The 23,002-nt window shown below is 59.3% G+C and carries 29 protein-coding genes; 18 read left to right on the top strand and 11 right to left on the bottom strand.

The genetic code is table 11. The features are described from left to right. Positions 1-306: 306 nt before the first annotated feature. The 3 genes from ACZYTC_RS34175 (at position 307) to ACZYTC_RS34165 (ending at position 2,705) form a co-directional block, all read left to right on the top strand. A complete protein-coding gene (locus ACZYTC_RS34175) occupies positions 307-1,977 on the top strand; it encodes a hypothetical protein (protein WP_488991751.1) in 1,671 nt (556 codons plus the stop codon). A 7-nt stretch (positions 1,978-1,984) separates the two neighbouring features. Beyond that, the gene (locus ACZYTC_RS34170) at positions 1,985-2,380 is read left to right on the top strand and encodes a hypothetical protein (protein WP_488991750.1); all 396 of its coding nucleotides are present in this window, start codon (positions 1,985-1,987) and stop codon (positions 2,378-2,380) included. 79 nt (positions 2,381-2,459) lie between these two features. Further along, entirely contained in the window at positions 2,460-2,705 is a 246-nt protein-coding gene (locus ACZYTC_RS34165) for a hypothetical protein (RefSeq protein WP_488991753.1), read from the top strand. Here ACZYTC_RS34165 and ACZYTC_RS34160 read toward each other — a convergent pair. Then, the gene (locus ACZYTC_RS34160) at positions 2,608-2,898 is read right to left on the bottom strand and encodes a DUF3892 domain-containing protein (protein ID WP_488991749.1); all 291 of its coding nucleotides are present in this window, start codon (positions 2,896-2,898) and stop codon (positions 2,608-2,610) included. The genes ACZYTC_RS34165 and ACZYTC_RS34160 overlap by 98 nt on opposite strands. An 841-nt stretch (positions 2,899-3,739) precedes the next feature. Between ACZYTC_RS34160 and ACZYTC_RS34155 the strand changes: the two genes are divergently transcribed. The 5 genes from ACZYTC_RS34155 (at position 3,740) to ACZYTC_RS34135 (ending at position 6,393) form a co-directional block, all read left to right on the top strand. After that, positions 3,740-4,540: a glycoside hydrolase family 108 protein gene (locus ACZYTC_RS34155; RefSeq protein WP_488991748.1), complete on the top strand. Its 801-nt coding sequence runs from the start codon at positions 3,740-3,742 to the stop codon at positions 4,538-4,540. Then, positions 4,537-4,794 carry a hypothetical protein gene (locus ACZYTC_RS34150; RefSeq protein WP_488991747.1) on the top strand — a complete coding sequence of 86 codons (258 nt, stop codon included), beginning with the start codon at positions 4,537-4,539 and terminating at the stop codon, positions 4,792-4,794. Before ACZYTC_RS34155 ends, ACZYTC_RS34150 begins: the two co-directional genes overlap by 4 nt. A 111-nt stretch (positions 4,795-4,905) precedes the next feature. After that, on the top strand, positions 4,906-5,229 hold the full coding sequence (locus ACZYTC_RS34145; RefSeq protein WP_488991746.1) for a hypothetical protein: 324 nt from the start codon (positions 4,906-4,908) through the stop codon (positions 5,227-5,229). Positions 5,230-5,298: 69 nt separating this feature from the next. Next, the gene (locus ACZYTC_RS34140) at positions 5,299-5,688 is read left to right on the top strand and encodes a hypothetical protein (RefSeq protein ID WP_488991745.1); all 390 of its coding nucleotides are present in this window, start codon (positions 5,299-5,301) and stop codon (positions 5,686-5,688) included. Between the two features lie 144 nt (positions 5,689-5,832). Then, positions 5,833-6,393 carry a hypothetical protein gene (locus ACZYTC_RS34135; RefSeq protein WP_488991744.1) on the top strand — a complete coding sequence of 187 codons (561 nt, stop codon included), beginning with the start codon at positions 5,833-5,835 and terminating at the stop codon, positions 6,391-6,393. On the opposite strand, the gene ACZYTC_RS34130 is transcribed toward ACZYTC_RS34135, so the two are convergent. From ACZYTC_RS34130 to ACZYTC_RS34120, 3 genes are all read right to left on the bottom strand, one after another. Next, positions 6,390-6,518 carry a hypothetical protein gene (locus ACZYTC_RS34130; protein WP_488991743.1) on the bottom strand — a complete coding sequence of 43 codons (129 nt, stop codon included), beginning with the start codon at positions 6,516-6,518 and terminating at the stop codon, positions 6,390-6,392. The two genes, ACZYTC_RS34135 and ACZYTC_RS34130, sit on opposite strands and share 4 nt — an antisense overlap. A 729-nt stretch (positions 6,519-7,247) precedes the next feature. Continuing rightward, entirely contained in the window at positions 7,248-7,787 is a 540-nt protein-coding gene (locus ACZYTC_RS34125) for a hypothetical protein (protein WP_488991742.1), read from the bottom strand. Between the two features lie 44 nt (positions 7,788-7,831). After that, positions 7,832-8,167 (bottom strand): Arc family DNA-binding protein, encoded by a 336-nt coding sequence (locus tag ACZYTC_RS34120; protein WP_488991741.1) that lies wholly within the window; start codon positions 8,165-8,167, stop codon positions 7,832-7,834. Between the two features lie 312 nt (positions 8,168-8,479). Here ACZYTC_RS34120 and ACZYTC_RS34115 point away from each other — a divergent pair, with 312 nt between their 5' ends. Genes ACZYTC_RS34115 through ACZYTC_RS34105 form a run of 3 tightly spaced genes read left to right on the top strand, consistent with a single transcriptional unit; the run spans position 8,480 to position 10,014 of the window. Then, positions 8,480-9,208, top strand: a complete 729-nt coding sequence (locus ACZYTC_RS34115; protein ID WP_488991740.1) for a phage antirepressor KilAC domain-containing protein — start codon at positions 8,480-8,482, stop codon at positions 9,206-9,208. Beyond that, a complete protein-coding gene (locus ACZYTC_RS34110; RefSeq protein ID WP_488991739.1) occupies positions 9,205-9,522 on the top strand; it encodes a hypothetical protein in 318 nt (105 codons plus the stop codon). Before ACZYTC_RS34115 ends, ACZYTC_RS34110 begins: the two co-directional genes overlap by 4 nt. Before the next feature lie 60 nt (positions 9,523-9,582). Then, positions 9,583-10,014 (top strand): hypothetical protein, encoded by a 432-nt coding sequence (locus ACZYTC_RS34105; protein ID WP_488991738.1) that lies wholly within the window; start codon positions 9,583-9,585, stop codon positions 10,012-10,014. Positions 10,015-10,476: 462 nt separating this feature from the next. Here ACZYTC_RS34105 and ACZYTC_RS34100 read toward each other — a convergent pair whose 3' ends face one another. Then, positions 10,477-10,686, bottom strand: a complete 210-nt coding sequence (locus tag ACZYTC_RS34100; protein WP_434955179.1) for a cold-shock protein — start codon at positions 10,684-10,686, stop codon at positions 10,477-10,479. Positions 10,687-11,197: 511 nt separating this feature from the next. Here ACZYTC_RS34100 and ACZYTC_RS34095 point away from each other — a divergent pair. Then, positions 11,198-11,737, top strand: coding sequence for a hypothetical protein (locus tag ACZYTC_RS34095; RefSeq protein ID WP_488991737.1), 540 nt, complete (start codon positions 11,198-11,200; stop codon positions 11,735-11,737). A gap of 110 nt (positions 11,738-11,847) precedes the next feature. On the opposite strand, the gene ACZYTC_RS34090 is transcribed toward ACZYTC_RS34095, so the two are convergent. Then, positions 11,848-12,381: a class I SAM-dependent methyltransferase gene (locus tag ACZYTC_RS34090; protein WP_488991752.1), complete on the bottom strand. Its 534-nt coding sequence runs from the start codon at positions 12,379-12,381 to the stop codon at positions 11,848-11,850. A gap of 479 nt (positions 12,382-12,860) precedes the next feature. On the opposite strand from ACZYTC_RS34090, the gene ACZYTC_RS34085 reads away from it, so the two are divergent. The 3 genes from ACZYTC_RS34085 (at position 12,861) to ACZYTC_RS34075 (ending at position 15,101) form a co-directional block, all read left to right on the top strand. Then, complete coding sequence (locus ACZYTC_RS34085; RefSeq protein ID WP_488991736.1) at positions 12,861-13,691, top strand: Ivy family c-type lysozyme inhibitor; 831 nt, start codon at positions 12,861-12,863, stop codon at positions 13,689-13,691. A gap of 146 nt (positions 13,692-13,837) precedes the next feature. Next, positions 13,838-14,182 carry a hypothetical protein gene (locus ACZYTC_RS34080; RefSeq protein ID WP_488991735.1) on the top strand — a complete coding sequence of 115 codons (345 nt, stop codon included), beginning with the start codon at positions 13,838-13,840 and terminating at the stop codon, positions 14,180-14,182. Positions 14,183-14,408: 226 nt separating this feature from the next. Continuing rightward, positions 14,409-15,101, top strand: a complete 693-nt coding sequence (locus tag ACZYTC_RS34075) for an alpha/beta hydrolase (protein WP_454816688.1) — start codon at positions 14,409-14,411, stop codon at positions 15,099-15,101. 109 nt (positions 15,102-15,210) lie between these two features. On the opposite strand, the gene ACZYTC_RS34070 is transcribed toward ACZYTC_RS34075, so the two are convergent. Continuing rightward, on the bottom strand, positions 15,211-15,651 hold the full coding sequence (locus ACZYTC_RS34070) for a baeRF12 domain-containing protein (RefSeq protein WP_488991734.1): 441 nt from the start codon (positions 15,649-15,651) through the stop codon (positions 15,211-15,213). A gap of 435 nt (positions 15,652-16,086) precedes the next feature. On the opposite strand from ACZYTC_RS34070, the gene ACZYTC_RS34065 reads away from it, so the two are divergent. Further along, entirely contained in the window at positions 16,087-16,308 is a 222-nt protein-coding gene (locus ACZYTC_RS34065) for a hypothetical protein (RefSeq protein WP_434955184.1), read from the top strand. 21 nt (positions 16,309-16,329) lie between these two features. Here the strand turns inward: ACZYTC_RS34065 and ACZYTC_RS34060 are convergent, their stop codons facing one another. Then, positions 16,330-16,959, bottom strand: coding sequence for a TetR/AcrR family transcriptional regulator (locus ACZYTC_RS34060; RefSeq protein ID WP_434955185.1), 630 nt, complete (start codon positions 16,957-16,959; stop codon positions 16,330-16,332). 140 nt (positions 16,960-17,099) lie between these two features. On the opposite strand from ACZYTC_RS34060, the gene ACZYTC_RS34055 reads away from it, so the two are divergent. Together ACZYTC_RS34055 and ACZYTC_RS34050 are read left to right on the top strand one after the other, a co-directional pair. Next, complete coding sequence (locus ACZYTC_RS34055) at positions 17,100-18,623, top strand: MFS transporter (protein ID WP_488991733.1); 1,524 nt, start codon at positions 17,100-17,102, stop codon at positions 18,621-18,623. Between the two features lie 306 nt (positions 18,624-18,929). Then, the gene (locus ACZYTC_RS34050) at positions 18,930-19,439 is read left to right on the top strand and encodes a Ros/MucR family transcriptional regulator (RefSeq protein WP_434955187.1); all 510 of its coding nucleotides are present in this window, start codon (positions 18,930-18,932) and stop codon (positions 19,437-19,439) included. Between the two features lie 328 nt (positions 19,440-19,767). Here ACZYTC_RS34050 and ACZYTC_RS34045 read toward each other — a convergent pair whose 3' ends face one another. The 3 genes from ACZYTC_RS34045 to sucD form a co-directional block, all read right to left on the bottom strand. Beyond that, positions 19,768-20,766 (bottom strand): NAD(P)H-quinone oxidoreductase, encoded by a 999-nt coding sequence (locus ACZYTC_RS34045; protein ID WP_434955188.1) that lies wholly within the window; start codon positions 20,764-20,766, stop codon positions 19,768-19,770. 194 nt (positions 20,767-20,960) lie between these two features. Continuing rightward, positions 20,961-21,695 carry a GntR family transcriptional regulator gene (locus ACZYTC_RS34040; RefSeq protein ID WP_434955189.1) on the bottom strand — a complete coding sequence of 245 codons (735 nt, stop codon included), beginning with the start codon at positions 21,693-21,695 and terminating at the stop codon, positions 20,961-20,963. A gap of 330 nt (positions 21,696-22,025) precedes the next feature. Further along, complete coding sequence (gene sucD, locus ACZYTC_RS34035; RefSeq protein WP_488991732.1) at positions 22,026-22,943, bottom strand: succinate--CoA ligase subunit alpha; 918 nt, start codon at positions 22,941-22,943, stop codon at positions 22,026-22,028. Positions 22,944-23,002: the final 59 nt, after the last annotated feature.

Genomic DNA, 23,002 nt, shown 5'->3' with positions numbered 1-23,002 from the left:
AAGCGCAGATCCGGCCTTCTGCAGAAGGCCGGATCTGCGCTTGATGCCACTTCAACCGCAGCGCAATGACAAGGGGGTCAGTTCCTCACTTCGCCAAAGGGGTCAAATCCTCGCTTCGCTTGACAGGCCGGTGCAACTGCAAATGAGAACATCGCCGCGACTAACGCGGCGAACACAATCTTGATCATCGAGATGGCCCCCCTGATCCGCACCACTGCGGATACCTCTTTCGAACGACATTCACCGTGACCGTCCCGTGAAATCCAGCCCGCCCTAAGTGGCGGGTTTTACTTTGGAGAATGCCCGATGCCTCGTAACGGCTCTGGAACCTACATTCAGCCGGCCGGCACCGCTGGTGTTGACGGTGAGGTCATCTATGCCACGCCGTACAACAACTTGGTCGCCGACATCGGGAACGAGCTGACGAACTCGGTGAACGTTTCCGGCACGAAGGCGATGAACGCCGCGCTGCCCATGGGCAACAACCGGATTACGTTGCTCGCCAATCCCACCGGCGCCCAGGACGCGGCGACGAAGAGCTATGTCGATGGGCAGGTTTCCGGCAGTGCCACGACCTTCATTGGCGGCACCACGACCGGGACGGCCAGCGCCCAGGTTCTCGCCAGCGTCAGCCCGAACACCTTCACGCTGACGGCAGGTTATCGCATCGTCTTCACGCCTGGTTTCACGCCGACCGGCGCGACCACGCTCGCGATCACGGCGCCCGTCATCGCGGCCAAGAACATCATGAAAATGAGCCCGCTTGGCCTTCTGCCGTTGGCTGGTGGGGAAATGATCGTCGGGCAGGAGACCGAAGTTCTCTATGACGGGACGCAATATATCCTGCTGCAGAATGTGGCCGCAGAGACCGGCCCGCGAACCTCTCTCGTATCGGCCGCCACGACCGATCTTGGCACGATCTCCAGCCGCAACATAGGCGTCACCGGCACCACCACGATCACCTCGTTTGGCTCGACCGCGAGCACGGCGTTCCCGCTGTATTTCCTCACCTTCGCGGGTGCCCTGACGTTGACCCACAACGCTACGTCGCTGATCCTGCCGGGCGCGGCGAATATCCTGACCAGGGCGGGCGACACAGCCATTGCGCTCTATCTTGGAAGCGGCAATTGGCAGGTGATCACCTATCAGCGGGCATCGCTCCTTTTGACCGGCATCGAGGTCCCGAAGCGCCAAACCGTGCTGCAAGGGCCGATGGACGCCAACGGGTTGCCGACCTTTTTCCCCGCGACCTCGGCAAACCTGACATTGACGATGCAGAATGTCAGCTCGTCGGCCCAGCTCATCGCAACGATCGCTCAGAGCTTCGGCGCCCAGGGTCAGCAGGACCTGGTTGTCGTGGTCAATAGCAATCTCGCAGTGACAGTGAATGCTTCGGCCACCAGCTTTATCTGGCTCGATGATACCGGCATTCTCGGCGTGGCGGCTTTGGCTCCCATCTATCAGTATGGCGGCACAGCCAGCGTGGCATCTGGGCAGCACACCTATATCATCGGCCAGGGGCAGATGTACGTCGGCAACGGCTCGGTCGCGGCGCCGACCAATCGCGTCTTCATTGGTGAGGCAATTGCCAGCGCCAGCGCGATCACGTCGACGGTGGCCTATGCCTATCAGAGGTCTTTCCAATATACCGATACCGGCTCGCTCCCTGCCGCCGGTACCAAGACCTCGAAAAACCACAACGTCGGTACCGCTGTCGGCATCATGGGCGCCTTTGCGCTTCAGTGCGCCATCGCCGAGGGCAACTACGCGGTGGGCGATATCGTCTATGGCGTTGCCACGGAGGCCGGCGGCGGCCCTTGGTGGGGACCTCTTGAGCCCGTGATGCTGAGGAACGCGATGTACTTCACGCCCGGCGCTCTGAATGGCTACGTCCTGTTCAACGCGACGAATGGCGCTGGCCTGACGCTCACTAATGCCAACTGGCGTTACATCCTGATCGCAACAAGCACTTGGTGAGGCTCGAATGTGGATCGATACGAAGACGGGTGAGATCTATCTTGGCGATTGTCAGCCGGGAGACCGGGATGCTGCCGCTGACGAAATCGCCGCGTGGGAAGGGCGCAAGGCCACTCCAGAGGCGGTACGCGCCGAATGTGCCCGGCGCATCTATGCCGCCGCCTCTCAGGCCACGCAGGCCAATCTGAACGGATATATCAACCTGCTGAACGCCAAGGCGTTGCAGGGCGGCACGCTTACCGATGCCCAGAAAGCAGACCTGATCACCTTCGCCGCGGCGATGGACTGGATCAACGCCATGCGTGGCGCCTGTGCCGGGCTGATCGGGAACGCCGCATACCAGGACGATGCGAACTGGCCCAACCTCTCCCCTGAACTGGCCGCTTTCGCCGCCCGGTTTTGATCCTTCCTCCCTTTCGCCCACCGGCCGCCCTTGAGGCGGCTTTTTTAGTGCTCCACCTTGCAACAGAAAGGACAGAACGATGAGCTACATCCAGCGTGAGCTTGATCGTATCGGCAGGGCCCTTCGTTCGGCCGTTGATGAAAATACCTACAGCCGGCTATATGCCGCTCAACAGGCGTTAGCGTGGGCGCTTGAACCGATGGGCTACCGCGCTCCTTGTGAGATGATCATGAGGGGCACTCAGGAAGAGCCAGCAGGTTGTCTGGTTGAACCCCATCCGGCTCCGTCTTCAGATATTCATGTCCCGCCTGAGACACAGCAATAACAACCCAGACACTTTTCCCGCCACCTGACGTCCAGAATCTCCACTTGCCAGCTTTGATGCCAGCGATGGCATCTGCAAGCGTCAGCCGCCATCGGCTTCCATCCGGGTTTATACCCCCGACACGACTAATTCTCTCGTGGGCGTTCTGCCGGTCAGTCTTATTAATGCATGTAATTTGAACATCGTCTGCCATAGCCACCCTCCCTTACTATTGGCAGACATCTCGGAATCCAAGCCGTGACAAATCCGTGAAATCTTAGCCCCTGCTTTGCTGGGGCTTTTTTATTGAGGCCATCATGAGCGACAACCTCGCCCAGACCATCAAGCTCGTCTTCGGTTCTGAAGGCGGCTATGTGGCTGGGCGAAGATTCTGGATCCCTGAACGCCCGCGACGCGCTTTAACATGGGCAACGGCCTGCTTCGAATTAGGGTTTTTGCGCAGCGCTTTCACGAGAGACGTATAGGGAACTCCCTCCATTTCAGCGATCTGGCGAACCAACATTTGTTTGCCCCGCCAATTGTAAAAACGGAGTCGACTGGTTGTGTAGCTCTGCTCAGGCGGCGTTGCCCAACGGCAATTTCCCGGTTCATAATTCTCGCAAGGATCAATCCTGTCGAGGGTCATGCCGTTTGGACGCCGGCCCATATCTTCCAAGAACGCTTCGAAAGAGTTCTTCCATCTCTCGCATACCGATATCCCGGCCCCGCCATAAAATTTGAAATTGTCGGCCTTGGGATTAAGGCATCGCTCCTTCATGGCCTGCCACGACCGATAGGTAGGCGTTCTGGTCATCGCGTGCGATCGCCGCATATCACCAACCATTTCTCGATGAAGACACCCGCAGCTTGTTGTGTCTCCTGATGCAAGTTCGTGGCCCGTCTTCGAGATGACCGCGCCGCAGTCGCATTTGCACATCCACCGAACACGCTTCCCGCCTGTTGCAGGGCCGACGCTTGTGTCGCGGTAGAGAACCGCCAAGCGCCCGTAACGGTCTCCCGTCCTATCAATCAACTGTCCCAAATTGGAGGCTCCCATGAGCGCTTCGTACGAAGCATGCCTTAAGCAAATTCTGGCATACGAAGGCGGAAAAGTCGACCTGAAGGCAGATCCAGGAGGCAGAACCAACAAAGGTGTTACACAGAAAGTTTTTAAAGCGTGGCTCATTTCTGAGGGCAAAGCCAATCGGGACGTCTTCACGATCACTGACGCGGAAGTCTCGGCTATCTATCGCCAACAATACTGGAATGCCGTGAAAGGGGATGACCTACCTGCCGGCGTTGACCTAGCAGTTTTCGATTACGGAGTGAATTCAGGTCCGGCCCAAGCGACGAAAGCCATCCAGAGAATAGTTGGGGTTGAAGCAGATGGCATCATGGGGGTGAAGACGTTGGCAGCTATTCGGAATTTCCGAAGTGCTGATCTCGCCAACCAGCTTTGCGATGCTCGTCTCCGGTTCATGCGCGGCCTCAAAACTTGGAAGACTTTCGGCAAGGGCTGGAGCGCCCGTGTCGCTCATGTGCGAGTGACGGCGATCAAGATGGCGGGCGGCGTCAGCACGGTTGCGCCAGCACCCGCTGGCGGCCAGGTGATCGCCAACCCGAAAGACACGAAGGTTTCGGCAACGCCCGCCGGCAAGGGCACGATCACGGCGACCATCGGCACGGTCGGCGCGGCGATTGGACAGGCCAAGGATGCCGTCGAGCCGCTGACCGGTAATAGCTGGTTGGTCGATAACCTGTTCGCGATCCTGACCGTCGGCGGCGTGACGCTCACCATCGCCGGCATTGCCATCATTGCTTACCAGCAGATGAAGCATCGGGAGGCGGCAGCATGAGTGCGCTACTTGCCCTCGTCCCCGCGCGCGCCTGGGCTGCCATCGTGGGTATTGCCCTCGTGCTGATGGCCGCCGTGGGCTTCGTCAAGCACATCCAGCATTCCGCCGCGGACAACGCTGTCCAGAAAATCGAAAGGGCGAACGATGCCAACATTTCGAAAGCCGACCAGGCTGAACAGGATGCTCGCCGCTGCTTTGCTCTTGGCGGCCAGCGCGACGCTTCTACCGGGCTGTGCGTCGGTCCCGGTAAATAGGCCCTGCGGGGTCATCAACGACGATCTGCGCGGCGTGACAGCGACCACGCCGGCAGGAAATGAGAGGCTCACCTTTCACTATGTGCGGGGCAAAGCGGCGGGGTGCTGGCCATGACCGATCAGAGCGAGAAAGAGCATTGGACCGTGGACAAGAAAATTCCGCTCGCGCTGGTGATCACCCTGCTTGTGCAGACCGGCGGCGTCGTCTGGTGGTCAAGCCAGTTGAGCAGCCGCGTCAATATGATCGAGGAGCGGAACATCAAGCTCGAGGTGGAGATCGGCAAGCTGAAGGATAACAGTGGCGAGATCCGCGAGCGGTTCGCCAAGGCTGAGACGACGATGCTCGCCTTCGTCGAGACGACGCGCCGGATCGAGACGAAACTTGATCGGCTTATTGACGATAAACAGCAGAGCCGAACCTACGGCCCCCGTTAAACTTGATGAAGAATGCCTCCTCTGTCAGAAATCGGACCGAGCGCATTCAATGGCGGGGGCTGGTTTTAGATGCTGAGGATACTGATTTACAGCGTGTTGTGGTTACTTCCCATCGCTCCAGCGCTTGCGGAGGATGTCTTTTGCAGTGCCCAGGCGAAGTACCGTCAGGACACAGGAAAAATGAGTTTGTGGAACAAGACGATCGCCGATTCCAAGGTCCACGTCGCAAAATATATTGCGATGACTGAAGCAGAGCGATTGGCTGATCCGGCAACTGTCTGCAAAATGTATGAGGCTTCTATAAGCGGAACCAAGATGTATTTGGACTACGGCCTCCTGTGCAAGGGCTCCTCCAGAAAAGCGGACAAATACATCAGAGATTATGCGCAAGGTCTCAGCATGTGGCGCGGAACGTATCACGCCACCAATTGCGATGAAATTCTCAAACGCCATGGATGAGCGCTGAGTTCAACCCATTGGTCTCCCGTCACATTGACACGGCACACCTACCCCTGGTCCTTCGGGATCAGGGACGTTTTTTACGTTTGATCATCGGCATTTTATTTGCGAGAGTTCTTCGTATATAATTCCGGCAGCGCTTCAATGAATGATACAGAGAAAGAAATTTACGGAAAAATTGCTGAATTTTTTACTCAGTGTGTCGTCGACCTCTACGGCGGCGAAACCTTTGTGCAGTATTCGACAAACATACTTATTCAAGCTCCATATTTCTATCATATGTCCACGTCCGACTATGAGTACATGGCAGATTATTTATGGAGATTGGGAATTCTGCGCCCACTAGATGAACGAGACGGCTGGGCTTATCATTTTAAGCTAACTTGTCCACCAGATGGTGCCGCGGAGGTTGCTTACCGCAATCATGCCAAGGGCCCGTCATTTGCGAGATTTCTCGCTTTCTATCTAGATTATTGCCGGTCTCTCGGTCGGCTGAATATACCGCGAATTTCTGCGTTTCTTGGTGAAAGTGAAGTATATTTTTGGCTTCTAGCAGAAGAGTTTCCCCTATTTAAGAAAATTTCTGAACTTGGATACATGACGCAGGTGGGTGACCATTTCGTTGCCACAGAAAAAGTTATGCCGCTCCTTGAGCATGGGGGTAAACCCGAGTCACTTGAGGATCCAGAGTCCCCCCTGCTTTAATAGAATTTCGCCCGGTAGTACGTCGTCGCCCCGATCTTGGCGGTACGCTTGTCGATCGCGCTGACCTCCTTGCCGTTCAGCAGCCAGACCAGGCCCATGACATCGTAGCGGGTCAGCGGCGCCATCTATGAGCCGATCGACGGTAACCGCATCATTGTCCTCGACGGCGATACGGTTGCCCTGCCCTGCAAAAGGCCTGGCCGCGGCTGCGCCGAGCGGGTGAGGCTGCGTGACATCGATGCGCCCGAGGTCTTCCATCCCGATTGCGCGGAGGGCCTGCAGCAGGGCCTCAAGGCCAAAGCGAGACTGGCCCAGTTGATCAGGGCAAGGTGGTTTATGTGGAACGCGACGGGCACCGAGACCTTTACGGCCGAACGCTCGGTGCGCTGCGGATCGGTAGCCCGTCAGGTCTCAACGCCGGCATGCAACTAGTTCGCGAAGACCTAGCCCGCCCATGGAAGGCTGGGGCGGCAGCGCGCGAGGAACGGCGGTTGTGGTGGTGCGGGCCGTCGAACTAATCGAGAACAAGGGTGCGGGTAAAAAGTCCCACCCAACGAAACCGTATCCAATTTGTTCCGAAAATTCTCAAGCAAAATCAATGTCGGCGTGGATAACCGAGCAACGGTTTTTCCGGCTCGAATGGGTTGTGGTCTAGGGTGCCATCGCCTTGCGCGGAGAGTTGGAATCTCTGGCGCGATGCGTGACGATTGTAAGGCGTGAAAAGCTATGGAGCTTGGAGCACTTCGGCGCCTATCCCACTGAAATCACTGGACTGCTCAGATTTGAGCTGAGCAGGAGCCGCCCATCAACGGTTCAAGGATTATGGTCAGACTACTTGGGGGCAGAGGTAAGGGTCAGAACGCCTTGGACTTTGGTGTTTCTGGCGTGGAAACGCTCCCGGAATTGACCTTGATGCGCGCGTCCATAACTGTGGCGGTAAATCTTTTCTTATATCGATCAATCAGGTCGTTTAGAGGCTCTCGCGTCATATTTGCCGCGATTGAGTTCATTGGGCCGGTGGAGTCACCGCACTTCGTGTAAGCCGCATCAATGACGGTTTGCACGCTTTCCTGAGTGGCGACAGCGTACGCCTTTGTATATTCGAGCATGCACTTGTCTGATTCTTGTGTAAGCAGTTCTAGGCCTTTGAATTGAGCTATCCTTGTTCTCTCTGAATCTTCATTCGAGCATTTCGCCCAATCATTCGTTCTTTTTTCGCAAGCCTTATAAACGGCATTTGAGCATTTGAACTGTGGTCCGAAGTATGTTTTGGAAACATCCTTTGGGTATGGGCTCATACATTTTTCATAAGCTCGTTGATCAGCAGTCTTCGAAGACTGGGCCATAACCGGCCCTGCCACCGCCAAAGCCACAGCAACAACAACAATCTTCATGTTCGCCCCCCTGCCATTCCCATATCACAACCTAAGGGGAAAGGTTAGTCGGGCTTGCGGCGGCGTCCTGCGCGGAGCTTCGCCTTTTCAGCGTCTCTCAGTTCTAGCCGCCTCACCACCTCATCAGCGATCAGGCGTTCGCGGGTGGTTAGTTGGAATGGTGTGTATTCCGGGTCCTCGTCTGGTGGGATTGTGACAGACGGTTCGTATGGCTCGCCCATTAGGCCGAAATGATCATCGTACTCAAAGCTGAGTTCAAGCCTAGAAATTATTTCGGCATTGACGCTGCGCTTACTCTCTGTCGCTGCCTCCAGGCGCTCCATGAGCGATTTCGGCAGGCGCAATGAGAAACGAACAAAATTTTCGCGTGTATCAGCCATGACGCCACTTTGACGCTTGACGCCACTGTGGCGCCGAGCTAAATAGATAGCGTCACTATGACGCCAGCAAGGGTTTAGCATGAGAGAAGGAGAAAGGTCGAGTCTCACTTTGCGTCTTCCGGCGCCTGTGAAGGAATGGCTCGGCAAAATGTCGAAGGAGAATTTCACTTCGCAAAACGACGAAATTGTTCGCTGCATCCGTGAGCGAATGGAACGTCAAGCGGTCAGGGCCGCCACAAACGAAAAGACGGGGCAATGAGCCGGCAAGCTCGCCCCGTCTAACCTTCAACCGCAAAATTGAAAGGCGTTCAAATGAACGAGCTGGTTTATAGCACGGCCAATGGGCCGCTGACAATGTCGAGCCGTGAGATCGCGGAGCTGTGCGAGAAGGAGCATAAGAACGTGCTCCGTGACATTCGAACGATGCTCGGAGACCTTGGAATGGCAACGGCTCAGTTTTCAGCCGTTGCAAAAATCTCGACGGGGAACGGTGGCTTCAAGGAGGTTGAGGTCTTCAATCTCCCCAAGGACCTGACCGTCACTCTCATCACCGGCTATCGGGCTGACCTCCGGTACAAGGTGGTGAAGCGGCTGGAGGAGTTGGAAGGCAAGCTGCCACCTGTAAACGTCCGGGACCCGGCGACACTGACCACGATCGCCTTGCAACTGATCGAGGTGAACAAGGAGCTGGAACAGCGCGCCGTGAAGGCAGAGGCCCAGGTCGAGAGCGCCAAGCCCAAGACCACGTTTTATGACCAGTTTGCCGATGCTGACGGCCTGTATACACTGCAGAACGCCGGCCGCATTCTCACCGGCAGCCCGAATAAATTCATCGGGCAGTTGAAGCAGGGCTATCTGTTCTACCAGGGCGGTAACCTCGTTCCCAAGGTGCAGTATCGGGAGCAGGGGCTTTTCGAGGTCAAGGTGACGATCGTCGACGACAAGGCGCGTCCGCAGACCTTCATGACGCCGAAGGGTATCCAGCACTTCGCCAAGAAACTGGGCAAGACCGGCCGCGATCTCTTCGGGAGAGCGGCATGAACACCGCGAGAAAGATCGAACCGGAACCGGACAGCTCAGACGATACCGCCGTTGCGGTCGCAATGAAGCGTCTGGAGCCGCTGGTCTGCGACGCGGTGAACATGCTGCGCGTCGCCCTCATGCTGCAGGAAGATTGCTTTCGGCAGGCAAAACCAAGCGGCGACGTCGGAGACCAGTGGATCACCCTGCAGTGCTCGCGGGAGGAGCGGGAGAGCGTCGAGTTCTCGACCATCCATGCTCTCGACTTGGCCCTTAAGCTCAGGCGTGAGTTCTACCGTGCATTTCACGGCCAAGATCCGGTCTTGAGCTACTGAAGCAATGACACAACGAGGGCCGCGCCATGCGGCCCTATTTCCTTTTACTGGGGCAAGATAATGGACAAGACGCAAGACTGGTATTGGGCCGCCGCCAACGATGGCCCCGCGTGCGATCGGTTCGTGATCGAGAACGGCAAGAAAGCTCTATGGGCTCGGGTGGTTCGAGAAATCAATTCTGAGCGGAACTGTGCCTGGGATGCGATGCAAAAGCTCAATGCCGGAAGCAGGATCGAGGATATCCTGAATCTGCTTTTGACGGTGGTGTTGCCTTACGGTGTCAACCTCAACCGCTTTATCTTGGAGGCGGCCAAGATCCCGGTGTTCGCTCAGTTCTTACGGGATGCTCCGCATAGCCTGGGCAACTACGTCTCCAACCCTGTTAAGAGCGGAGTGGCGATCAAGATGGAGCCGTACTCGGAAGAGACGAAAAACCGGTTGGGCCAGATCGTCAGCGAGACGCTCGGCATCGAGGATGATTGGCACTATTGACCACCGGCGGTCGCTCGAAGCCACGGCCGTCCTTCGGGGCGGCCTTTTTGGTTGAGAGCAAGGCTTGAATCGCCGCAGTAATCTTTACGCCCCTGGGTCCTTGAGTTTTTGCCACCTGGACGATGCGCCTCAATGGTCAGGGATTATAAGAACCTTTCTCCAGGTCGGCTTGCTGTCGTTTCATATGCCTCTGATAGGTCCAGAAACCACCAGCGGCGCCTCCGAGTGCGCCTGCTGTCCCAGCACCAGGGCCGCCAGCTAAGTATCCTCCAAAAAACCCACCTATCGCCGGGGCTAGGAGGAACCAAAGCACCTTTAGTTTTGAGGATTGGATAAAGCTGCTGGCCATCGGCATATCCTTCTCAAATCTGCCAATTATAGCTTCTCTTTTGCGGCCGACTTTTGCAACGCCTTTCAGTGCCCTCTGGCCTGCGGGCCAGAGGGCTTCGCGCTTCAGAGGCCTTATTTGGCCTGCAGATTATCTGCCGACAGCTTGCCGGAGCGGCGATCTTCAACCAGCTCATAGCTGACCTTCTGACCCTCCTGCAGGGAACGGAAGCCAGCACGCTCTACGGCGCTGATGTGAACGAAAACATCCTTCGAGCCGTCATCCGGCTGAATGAAACCATAGCCCTTTTGCTCGTTGAACCATTTGACCGTTCCAGTGCTCATATCGAATTCATCCCATAAAGAAGCCTTTCGGCGCGTCAAACTTATAGCCGCCGATCGCCCTCATGAACAGGTTGCATTCTGGCCTTTGGGCTGGAGAGGGAGGGCGCTCCCTTCACACGGGAGGTGTCGGCAGTTCAAATCCCTCCCTCGGATTTGAACCGTCCTACCATCCCCGGACGGCCACCGTTCCCGCACCGTAGGGGATGCTTTGTCGGTGAGATTGAACGAAACGCTCTCACGCTACCGCCAACCTGGCCGAAGTGATGCTCTCGACAAGGGGGCAGATATCCAGTGATATGGAGCAGGCATGGCTCGCGTGCTTGCCTGCGGTGGACAGGCATGCTGGCGATAAAAACGCAGAACAGGTCGCGCGGTTCGTTAGGTGCCTATCCACTCGCATATTCGTTTTCATTCACGATGCGGGCGGGACTTGCAGAACAGGACGAGGCAACGCATGCTTCCTCAAGATTGAGGCGAAGCTGCAATGGGACCTGCGTCTAAGACCGTTGCCTTGAGCATAGTGATCGTCGCCCTTTGCTCATCGGCAGGCGCCGCTGCGGAAGCGGTAGTCGATGCTTCCTGCCAGCCGCTACTTGAGGCCAATGACAAGCTAGGGTCACTTGAGCAGTTTCAGGTCGTCAGAGACCTGAAATACTCCGATGGAAAGGTGGTCCATGGTGAGCTTGTCGTGATCGGAACGAAGGCCTACCGACGCAACAATCCTGGATCGAAATACGTTGAAAGCAATTTCGTATTCCGGCGGGATGGGCTGCCAAAAGAGGCCATCCATTCCGATTGCGTCCTTGCCGGTTCCGAGCGCATTTTGGGCAAGGACTACGACATATGGGATTATCAGTTCAGCTACGCGGATGAAAAACCGAATGCTCGGCAGGTGCTAGCCTGTCACACTTGGCTGGATCATCAAACGGGGCTGCCCCTCAAGCGCCGTTGCTCTGCCTCACAGCCCGATAGCAGGTTTTCCGCAGTTTCGCTTTTTTGGAGCTACCGTCGGGGTTTTGAGACGCCGGCCGTCGAGGCGCCGCCGCCGTAGAGCGGAAGGGAGGCCGGCATCGATAAGATGTCCGGTAAGAAATTACCGTTTCTACCGGCGTTGAGTGATCGAATGCACCTTCGCTGGACACCAGGAAAGCGCGTCCAGCACTACAGCTTGCGCACAGCGACCTGGCTGCCGACCGCAAGTTCCAGTTGGCAGCGCTCTTGGTTGAGCAGAGCGTGTACGGACGCAACTACGCCGTCCTTCCACCATCCGCCCAATGTGTAGTCATCGAAAGCCATGATGCCGCCGAGCTTCAATTTCGGCCAGAAGGCATCGATATCGGCGGCGACAGCATCCTTGTTATGGTCGCCGTCGACATAGACATAGTCGAGCGTCCCATCCCCAACCTGTCTGGCCCATTTGGTGGAGAAGTCGCGAACGACCTCCACAAGTCCGGCTTGTGACTGCTCGCGAAATCGCTCGACGACGCGCGGATACCGCGCTTCGACTTCTTCGCGCGTAAAAGCTGACCCGCCATAGAGGGTCGTTGTGTGCGCGGCATCGTCGAAATGCACCCACGGATCAACCAGATATAGTTTCCTGGGTTGGGTGACCTGCAGCAATTGGGCAGAGAAATCGCCCATGAGAACGCCTATTTCGACACCGACGCCCCCCTTAGGCAGCACTTGCAGTAACATTCCTCTGGGGTCTGGAAACATATGGCCTCTCTCTTCGTTTGCTTTTTCCGGGCTCGTGCTATCCGCGAGCATAGAGATATTGTCCAGGCTTCTCGAAGTATTATCCTTGCCCCGCACTGAGACAATCCAGTGTGGCCAGATGGTAAATTCGTAGCCGTCGCACCTGCAAAATCAAGGCGTCATTTGATCTTTCTGGCGCTGTCGAAATTAGGTCTCCGCACGGCCGCTTCCGGGACCGGCTGGATCGGGCACGCCAAACAGCCTCGACGAAAGCGAGTCCGGCCGAAATATCGCGGGGGCCGCTGGAGTGGCGATTTTGCGCTCGGCCTGCTCCGACTGGAATAGTGGAGGTCGCCCGCCGAGTGCTATTAAATGCCCGCTGGCGATACCGGTCGGGCGGGAGTACATCCATGCGGCGTGTGATGGGTCCAATCTGCAAGACAGGAGCTCTTTGCACAGATTCCCGGCGAGCCCTAGCCATGGGCTCCATCGGCAAACTCTGCTTGGGACTGGGACTCAGCCTGCTCCTTGCCACGTCGGCCTCTGCCCGCAAGCCCATACGCTGGCAGCCGCTGGAGCTGTTCGGGCGCAAGATCGCCCTTATCGATACCGATGACGATGGCCGCCAGCTCGAGGTCGAGGGCAAGATAGTGGCCGAGAACGGCGTGATCGCTCTCGAGAAGATCGGTGTGATCGGCCAGACCGGCTATGCGATCGGTTATGCCGGCAGCGGCGGCAATGCCTGTGCGCCTGCCAGGTTCGTCATCGCATTCCCGCCCGGCAAGCCAGCGCGTTTCGATGGCCTCATTGGGGAGTGTCAAAACGTCGATTTCGTGAGCTCGGGGGTCGGCTTCGTCTTCGAGGAGAATTCCTCCTATGGCAATGGCACTCGCTGGGTATGGCTGCCGGAGACGGGCTTTTCTGCTCCGCAGAAGACGGCTACCGCGCCCGATCCGATGATCTGGCAGAACGCGCTCGACCTGAAGGCGCAGCATCCCAACCAGATCTTCAGCTATGGCACGATCGCCAGCCGGCTGGTCGAGATGCTCGGGCAGGACGAGGCGACGTTCAAGCGCCTCCTGGACGGGGTGGGGAGTGTCGATGTCGAGGGCGACGCCGTGATCGGAACGTCCTGCCTCAAGCTCCAATGCCCGGACGAAACGGCATTCTACATCATCGACGTGGCGAAGAAGCAGGCCTATCTGGCGTGGAAGGAGGGCAATAGGCCCGTCGCCGTCCGGCCCGACGTGAAGGCCTGGCCGGCGGCGTTCCGGCGCAAGCTTGCCGAATGGGCGCGCCCGTTCAAATAGCTTCTTCTTGGTCGCCGCAAGACGTGATGCCCGTGAAGCGAACCTCGTCCGCAACTGGTTGTTCTGGCGTCTTTTCCCAATCTGAAAAACCTGCCGGCTTTCGGCAAAAGATGCAAGACTGCCATCCGGAACGTCGGGAGCGCGCGATGAAGGGCGGCAACTGGCTTGCGGTAGGCGGACTGCTCATCGGGGCGGCGTCCTTGCTGTGCAACGGGCCGGTGCAGGCGCAGGGCTATGATGCCTGGCTCGCCTGGCCCGACGACTACAAGCGCGGCTTCGCCCTGGCCATCGTGATGGAACAGCTCTCGACCTGCCTCGGTGAGGGCTGCAGCCTTACACGCCACCGCAGGCAATGCCTCGCCGGCGTGACCGACAAGGCGGTGGTCGAACTGCTTGAGCGCTATGTGGGCCACCATCCCCAGGCCAGGTTGCGCCCGGTCAATGTGACCCTGAGCCAGGCACTCTCCGAGTTGTGCGGTCCGGCCCCCTAAGGGGTGCCCATGGGCCGACCTGAAAATCGATAACCGGCGTATGAGGTCCTGGTGGGGCCACAGCGGATGAACCCGCGCGATACGGCTGTCCAGGTCCTTCGAGGGCGCGTTCCGGCGATGCCCGTTACGAAACTGCGTTCTTCCTTGGGGTCATTTCATGCGTGGCCGACCCAAAAGCGCGATAGAATGGCGCGCGCAAGGGCACTCAGCACAGGTGAGGCATATGATGGCTAAGGATACGACGATTGTGCTCGTCCATGGCTTCTGGGGCGGCGCGGCCCATTGGGCCAAGGTGATCACGGAACTCACGCGCCTGGGATATGACAAGGTCCGTGCGGTGGAACTGCCGCTCACCGGCCTGGCCGATGATGCCGAGCGTACCCGCAAGATGGTCAAGCAACAGGAAGGCAAGGTGGTGCTGGTCGGCCATTCCTATGGGGGCGCGGTGATCACCGAGGCCGGAGGCCTGCCGAATGTGGCGGGCCTGGTCTATATCGCCGCCTTCGCGCCGGATGCCGGCGAGAGCCCTGGCGCGATCAGCCAGCAGAGCCCGCCCGAGGCGTTCCCCAATATCGCGCCGGACAGCGATGGCTATCTCTGGATCAAATACGACAGGTTCGGCGAGAGTTTCTGCCAGGATCTGAGCGCGGAGGAAGCCAGGATCATGGCCGTCACCCAGAAAGCGCCATTGACCTCCACCTTCGGCGACAATGTCACCACACCTGCCTGGAAGGCGAAGCCGGTCTGGTATCAGATTTCCAGCCATGACCGCATGATCGCCCCCGACAACCAGAAGCGCATGTCCGCGCGCATGAACCCGCGCAAGGTCATTACGCTCGAGGCCAGCCATGCTTCACTCGCCTCCAGGCCGGTGGAGGTCAGTCAACTGATCGACGAAGCCGCAGGCGCGGTTGGATAGCGGCATCGCCGGAGAGATGAGGAAGCGGGCGGGGAGGCTGCTGTCTCTCCCTTGCCAGCTTGGTGTTCCGGACTCAGGCCAAGTTCGATGGCATCGGATGGCGGCGTGGCTAGTCCCGCAGCATCTTTGCGATATCCTCGATCGGATGCGAGGTCAGCTGTTTGGGAATTTCGCGGCTGATGCGCTCCACCACTTCCTGGTGGAAGGCTTGGCGGAGGTCGCCGAGCACCTTGGGCGGGGCGACCACGATCAGCTTGTCGAACTGGCCGGCATGGGCGCGTCGATACAGGATTTCGGCGAGCCCGGCCGCAAAACGTTCCTCGCCCAGCCGATGCCAGTCGGTCTCCTTGATGGCGCTGGTGCGGCCATTGGTGCCGGTGCCGGTACGCCCCGGCTGATCGGTGCCCTGTTCGCGTGTGGCGGGATTGTCTTCCTGCAGGACATGGTCGACGGTGAGACTGGCCTTGTTGCCACGTCCGACCTGGCGCAGAAAGAGCGCCTTCCTGCCGTCTCCGACCAGCACAAGGGTGTTCTTGTCGTCTAGGATCATGATTGCACTACCTCTCTGTAAGGGGAATGCATCCAGGCGCTCAAATGTTCCTGTCTCAAGCTCAGGATGCTGGGCCCTCGGCTGGGCAACAACCCCAACGCCTACCGAACGAGGCTCCTTCGATGCGATGTCGTTTCGATCCGAGCGGCATGGAGATCAGCCGCGGGGACCGGATAATGTCGTAGCGTAAGGGGTAACGAGCGCTTCCTTGCATCAAAAGGGAAGGCATTCTTACAGAATTGCTTCCCATGTAACGCCCAGATTTTTTACATCTTACGATAACACGTCATCTTTTTGAACCAAAATGTATCGTCATTTCTTGTATCGGAGAGCCAGAATTTCAAAAGACTGCTGTGCCATTTCGCACAGAGCGGAGCACCGGTCCGCTGTCATTGAGAGGTATCGGAAGCCTGTCGTGACAGAGGGAGTGCTGCCATGCCTCGCGACGAAACGCTGTTGGACTTCACCGAGGAAAATCATCGCCTCCGCCGCGTCTCGCGGGGCGATGCCGGTCGGCAGTTCCACTTCTCCATCTGCATCGTCGCCGTTCTGGCAATTGCGATCCTGCTGACCGTGATCGTCGAATCCGCCACCTTGAAGAAAAGGCCGATGTCGGGACCGGGCCGTTCGGTATCGCTCACCCAATCGCTGCGCTAAAACGTTTTGCGATTTGACGGCTCAGGCCGCGAGCATGCGCGAAAACAGGCCGGACAGCAGTCGGCATAGAGGTTGCGGTTCGTGTTCGCCCGCGGCGATGGCGTCGTCGACGACCCCGTGCATGCCGTCGAACAGGACGAGCGCCACCGCGCGGCTGTGCGGAACGGTCCAGATACCGGCGGCGCGCCCCTCGTCCAGCAGGGCGACGAGCTGGGCAATCACGGCGTCCTTCTCGCGCGATTGCCGCTGGCTGTGGGGGAAATCGTGGAAGACCACGTCGTGCAGCTGGAAATTGGCGAGATAGGCCGCAACGGCGCCGCCGATCCAGGCCGAAAGCCGGGCGACATAGTCGTTACGGGGGCAGGCATCGACGGCCGCAGCGACCCGGGACAGGAAATCCTGCGAGAAGCGCTCGCGGAGGGCGTGGATGACATCGGTCTTCGTTTTGAAATAATGGTAGAACGTGCCCTTGGCCACGCCTGCGCGTGCCACGATGTGGTCGACCGTGGTGGCCTCGATGCCGCGGGCGATAAAGAGTTCCGCCGCCGCAGACATCAGATCGTCCACCCGCACCTCGGCCGGCTGGATGCGCCGCTGGCGCGGCCGCTCGCCCCGCATGGGCGCACCCGGGCCCTCGATCTTTCCGGCCATGCCTCTCCTCTTTCGCCCAGGTCCTGAATGGAATGGCTCTCTGCCATATTTAGAATGATTTTGGAATAGCTTAGTCAGATTGACTGACCGTCGGTCGATATGTATCGATGCCGAAAAATCCTCCTTGCCAGGTAACGATCATGTCCTCCTTGCGCAGAAAGGCCGCCGTCGCGGCTGTTTATCTCGGCACCTTCATGGCCACTTTGGCGATCAGCATCGTTACGGTGGCGCTCCCCGCCATCCAGAAGGGCCTGGGCGCCGAGCTTTCCGACCTGCAATGGGTCGTCGGCTCCTATGCTCTCTGCCTTTCGGCCTTCATGCTCTCTGCCGGTCCCCTCGGAGATCGCTATGGACGCAAGCGCGCCTGGCTCATCGGTATTGTCTTGTTCACCCTGGGATCGGCGATCTGCGCGATGGCGCCCTCCCTCATGGTGCTGATCGCCGGCAGTGCCGTTCAGGGCGTCGCCGGTGCCCTGGTCATTCCGGGCGCCCTGTCGATCCTAACACAGGCCTTTCCCGATCCCGGCGAGCGGGCCCATATCATCGGCGGCTGGTCATCCTTCAGCGCTGTTTCGCTGATCCTTGGCCCGATGCTCGGCGGGCTGCTGGTCGACAATGTCGGCTGGCCCAGCATCTTTCTGGTGAACTTACCGCTCGGCGCGCTCGCCTTCGGTCTCGGCATGATCGGCATCAGCGAAAGTGCCGATCCCGATCATGCTGCGCTCGATCCGCCCGGCCAACTCCTGAGCATCCTGTTCCTGGGTACGTTGACCTATGCACTGATTGTCGCGGGGCAAGCGGGCTGGACCGTGCCGGTGACGCTCGGCGCCTTGGCCGCCGCGGCGCTGGCACTCCTTGCCTTCGTCGTGGTCGAGAGCAAAGCGAGCCGTCCGGTGCTGCCCGTCGATCTTTTCCGCAGCATCCCTTTTGCCTCCCTCAATTTCGCCTCCTTCGCCCTCGGATTGTCCGGCTATAGCAGCCTGTTCTTCTTCTCGCTCTTCCTGCAGCAAGCGCAGGGATGGCCGGCCACGCAAGCCGGTTGGCGCATGGCTCCGGTCTTTGCGGCCATGGCGCTGACGGCGGTGCTGTTCGGCCGGCTCTCTGCACGCTACGGCCTGCAGCGCCTGATGCTGCTCGGTTATGTGCTGCTCGGTGGCGCCATGCTGATGATGGCACGGTTCAAGCCGGACACGCCCTATTTCACCATCGCGCCGCTTTTTGCCCTGCTTGGCATCGGCATGGGGCTGGCGGTGCCGGCAACCAGCGCAGCCATCATGGCCGCTGCTCCGCGCGCGCGGTCCGGCGCCGCATCCGCAACCATGAACGCTCTGCGCCAAGGGGGCATGACCATCGGTATCGCCCTGCTCGGCACCATGATGGCTGGCCGCGCGGTGGCGACGATGGCGCAGGCCTTGGCTGGAGCCGGTGTCACGTCTCCGCTGGCGGTGGCCAGTCTTGCCGTGCGTCGGCATGAGATGCCGGCCGGCTTGATCATGGCTGAACACGACTTCCGGCACGTGCTCGCTCGTGCCTTTGCGGACGGGTTCTGCCTAGCCGTCGTCGTCGCCGGCCTTGTCGGTCTGGCGGCGGTCCTGGTGCTGGTGCTTGGCTCTCGAACCGGTGTGCAACGCTCCGAGCCGCTTTCTGCCCTCGACGATCTCTAACCGCTCTCTGACGAAGGGAACCTGGCGATGGGCTGGTGGAGGGGGCGGGGGAGCGCCGAGGGCTACTTGCTCAGAAAAAGAGGTCGGATGACCCGAATCCCGCAACCCAATGCGCCGACGCCAGTTAGCAGAGGAAGCAAGGCGATCATCTGTGTTGTTGCATGCTCAGTAAACCAAGGCATGTCTGAGGAATGAGGAGAGATGGTATTTGAGCAAATATTCCCGGTTTATCTATGCCGCTGCCTCAATATGTCGCGGTCTTTGGATGCCGACCCAGGCAGAGATTCCTAACTATAACGAAATGTAATGTGCTTTTTTGGCCCAACGTGGCAAAATGCTGCTTTCGTCAAACGTAACGCGGGGATCATTTCGGATATGCAGGAAGCTCACAATAATTTAATCGATATTACGGTGGATATCGTCGCAGCTTACGTCGCCAATAATTCTATTCCGACGGACGGATTGCCATCTTTCATATCAATGGTTCACGACAGCCTGTCTAAGCTGCGGGAGCAGCCAGTAGTCGAAGAAGCCACCCCGTTGCGTCCAGCTGTACCAGTACGCAAGTCGGTTACGCCGGATTTCATCGTCTGCCTGGAAGATGGCCAGAAATTCAAATCGTTGAGGCGGCATCTGCGCAGCAAATACAATATGTCGCCGGAGGAATACCGTAGCAAATGGGGTCTTGCGGACGACTATCCCATGGTTGCGCCGAATTATGCTGCTGAACGCTCCCGTCTCGCCAAGGCCGCTGGCCTTGGGTCGCTGCGTTGGGGGCGCAGCACGCCGCCGGCCAAGACCGCCAAGGCTGGCTGAGGGGCTCGCCTTATCTCGAGTTGATGGCTGGAACGGTCCTGCGAGGGACCGTGCCGGCTTTTTTGCGTTTTACCGAAGAGATGATCGAAAGACGGGATGAGGCCCCGGCCTCATAGTCTTGCCGCAGCATGAGGACTTCGGACCTGCGGAAAAGAGCGGATACGATCGGGCTGAATTTACGAGAGCAAAGTGCGATTTCTCTGCACCGTACTTTTACTCTAACTCTTTGTTTCCCAGCCAATCCGACGGATTGGCTGGGGCCTTTTTGCGATTCCAGGTGATTTCATGAAATCGCAAAATGCTTTGGCGGTGCGATGAACCGCCGGGCTCACACGGTGAGCACGATCTTGCCGCTATGGCTGCTGCTCTCCATCAACGCATGGGCCTTGGCCGCTTCCGACAGGGGGAAGACGGCATGGATCAGCGGGCGGCAACGCCCTTGCGCCAGCAGGGGCCAGGCATGCTCTTCCACCGCGGCTGCGATGGCCGCTTTGGCTGCCACCGACTGGGCCCTCAAGGTGGAGCCCATATGGCTCAGGCGCTTGGTCATCAGCCGTACGAAATCGACCTCGACTTTCGAACCCTGCAGGAAGGCGATGTTGACGATGCGCCCTTCCATCGCCGCCACCTCGTAATTCTTGGCGATGTAGCTGCCTCCCACCATGTCGAGAATGACATCGGGGCCGCGCCCGCCCGTCGCCTGTTTGACGGCCGCGCTCCAGTCCTCGGCCTTGTAGTCGATGGCAACATCCGCGCCGAGCTTGCGGCAGGTCTCGCATTTCTCGGGAGAGCCGGCAGTGACGATGACGGTGGCGCCGAAGGCCTTGGCCAGCATGATGGCCGTGGTGCCGATGCCGGAGGAGCCGCCGTGAACGAGGAGGGTTTCGCCGCTCTGCAGGCGGCCGCGCTGGAACACATTGTGCCAGACGGTGAAGAAGGTTTCGGGGATGGCCGCCGCCTGGATCATGTCGAGGCCGGCAGGAACCGGCAGGGCATGGCCGGCATCCGTCACGGCATAGGGCGCATAGCCGCCGCCGGGCGTGAGGGCGGCCACCTTGTCGCCGATCTTCCAGCGAGCGGCCTTCGGTCCGACGGCGACGACCTCGCCCGCAACCTCGAGACCGGGCAGATCGGAGGCGCCCTTGGGCGGCGGATAGGCACCGGCGCGCTGCAGCACGTCCGGACGATTGACGCCAGCGGCGGCGACGCGGATGAGGATCTCGCTCTCACCGGGCTGCGGCACCCGGCGCTCCTCGGGCACCAGCACTTCGGGGCCGCCCGGCCGGCTGATGGCGATGGCGGTCATGGTGGTGGGCAGGTCGGGCATGGTCGATTCCGATCGTTTGAGGGGAGGGGACCGATCGCAAAAAGCTGCTTTTGATCGGCCTTTCCCAGAGCAAAGTGCGTTTTTAGAAAAAAGCCCCTTTGCTCTCACTCCCTGTTTCGACGCGTCTTGGTTTCGACGCGTCTTGGCGGTTCTCGCTCGCTACCTTACGGTCGCAGGGCGCTTTGGCCGGGACGTCAGTCGAAGATGCCTTCGCTATGCTTGGCGACATAATCGGCCAGGCCCAGCGTGTGGTCGCGGGCATAGGCCTCGGCCTTGGCGATATCGCGCTTTTCGAGGGCCTCGATGATGTTGAGGTGATCGACGATCGATTTGCTGGCGCGATCGTCGCGGCCGATGGTGATCTGCCGGATGCCACGCACATGCAGTACGAGGTTCTCGGTCATCTCGGCCAGGATCTGCGAGCCGGAGAGCTCGATGATGGTCTGATGGAAGCGGATATTGGCGGTCGAGTATTCGTGTGGATAGTCAGCCGGCTTATGAGCCTCGTTGAACTCGTGGAAGATCGTGCGCAGCCGCGCGATTTCCCGGTCGCTGGCGCGCTGGCAGATCAGGCGCACCGCCATGCTTTCAAGCGCTGCCCAAGCCTGGATCATCTCGATCACCTCGCGCTTGGTTTTTTTCAGCACGATGATGCCCCGCCGGGGCAGGGATTTGACGAAGCCCTGCTGCTCGAGCATTGCGATAGCCTCGCGCACCGGCGTCCGGCTGACACCAAGGCGTTCTGAGAGCTGGCGCTCGTCGATCCAGGTGGGGTCGGGCGAAGAGTAGATGTCCATATGGGCGATGGCATGCTTGAGCGCGGCATAGACTTTGGTCTTGTAGGTCTGTTCCGGAGAGAAACGTTCCAGCACCAGTTCGGGGGTGGATTCGTCGGCGATTGGCCAACGCGCTTGAATCTTGGGGGCCACGAACTCTTCCTCTCTCAAAACGCCTATATCGACCGGATAGTGCCATGCTCTTCATAGCGCATATACGTGATCCGGTCTTGCATTAGGTATACCTAAAACGGCCTATAAGTCGCCCTCGAGCCGATGACGCCCGGACCGGAAGAGCGATTCTCGTTATTGTTGTCCTCGTGGCTTCCTCGTCGCAGTCTGTCGCTGTTTCATCGTCGTGTTGGCGGCGGGATCGCAATGCCGCGCACCCGCCGCCGGAAGGAAAGACCCATACCGCCCGGGAGAAGGCGGTATGGTGAATGTCGGGGGACCGGCATTCATGAGTGTTTCGGGAGCACCGTGTCAGCCCGTGGCTGCCTGGCGGCGGCGAGGCGACCAGTCGTTCAGCAATTCGGTGAGCGTGGTACCGAGGCGAGCGGGGGATGGGGATACCCTGACGCCAGCGGCTTCGAGCGCGGCGATCTTGGAGCCGGCATCGCCCTTGCCGCCGGAGATGATGGCGCCGGCATGGCCCATGCGTCGTCCGGGCGGGGCGGTGCGGCCGGCCACGAAGCCGACGGTGGGCTTCTTGCGCCCGCGCTTGGCCTCGTCGATCAGGAACTGCGCCGCATCCTCCTCGGCCGAGCCGCCGATCTCCCCGATCATCACGATCGAATGGGTGTCGGGATCGCCCAGGAACATCTCCAGCATGTCGATGAACTCGGTGCCCTTCACCGGGTCGCCGCCAATGCCCACCGCCGTGGTCTGCCCCAACCCCTCATTGGAGGTCTGGAACACCGCCTCATAGGTCAGCGTGCCCGAGCGCGACACGATGCCCACCGAGCCCTTCTTGAAGATGTTGCCCGGCATGATGCCGATCTTGCACTCGTCCGCCGTCATCACCCCCGGGCAGTTCGGCCCGATCAGGCGCGACTTCGAACCCGACAGCGACCGCTTCACCTTGATCATGTCGGCGACCGGAATGCCCTCGGTGATGCACACGATCAGCGGGATCTCGGCATCGATGGCCTCGCAGATCGCATCGGCCGCCCCCGGCGGCGGCACATAGATCACGCTGGCATCGGCCTGCGTGACATGGCGCGCCTCGGCCACGGTGTCGAACACCGGCAGGCCCAGATGCTGCGAGCCGCCCTTGCCTGGCGAGGTGCCCCCCACCAGCTGCGTGCCATATTTGAGCGCCTGCTCGGAATGGAAGGTGCCGTTCTTGCCAGTGAAGCCCTGGCAGATCACTCGGGTTTGCTTGTTGATCAGGATCGACATTACTTGGCTTCCCGCACGGCTTTGACAATCTTCTGGGCGGCATCGTCGAGGTCGTCGGC

Source organism: Labrys sp. F242, from assembly GCF_057813875.1.
The sequence above is the reverse complement of the archived record's forward strand: the minus strand, read 5'-3'. Positions and strand labels throughout refer to the sequence as shown.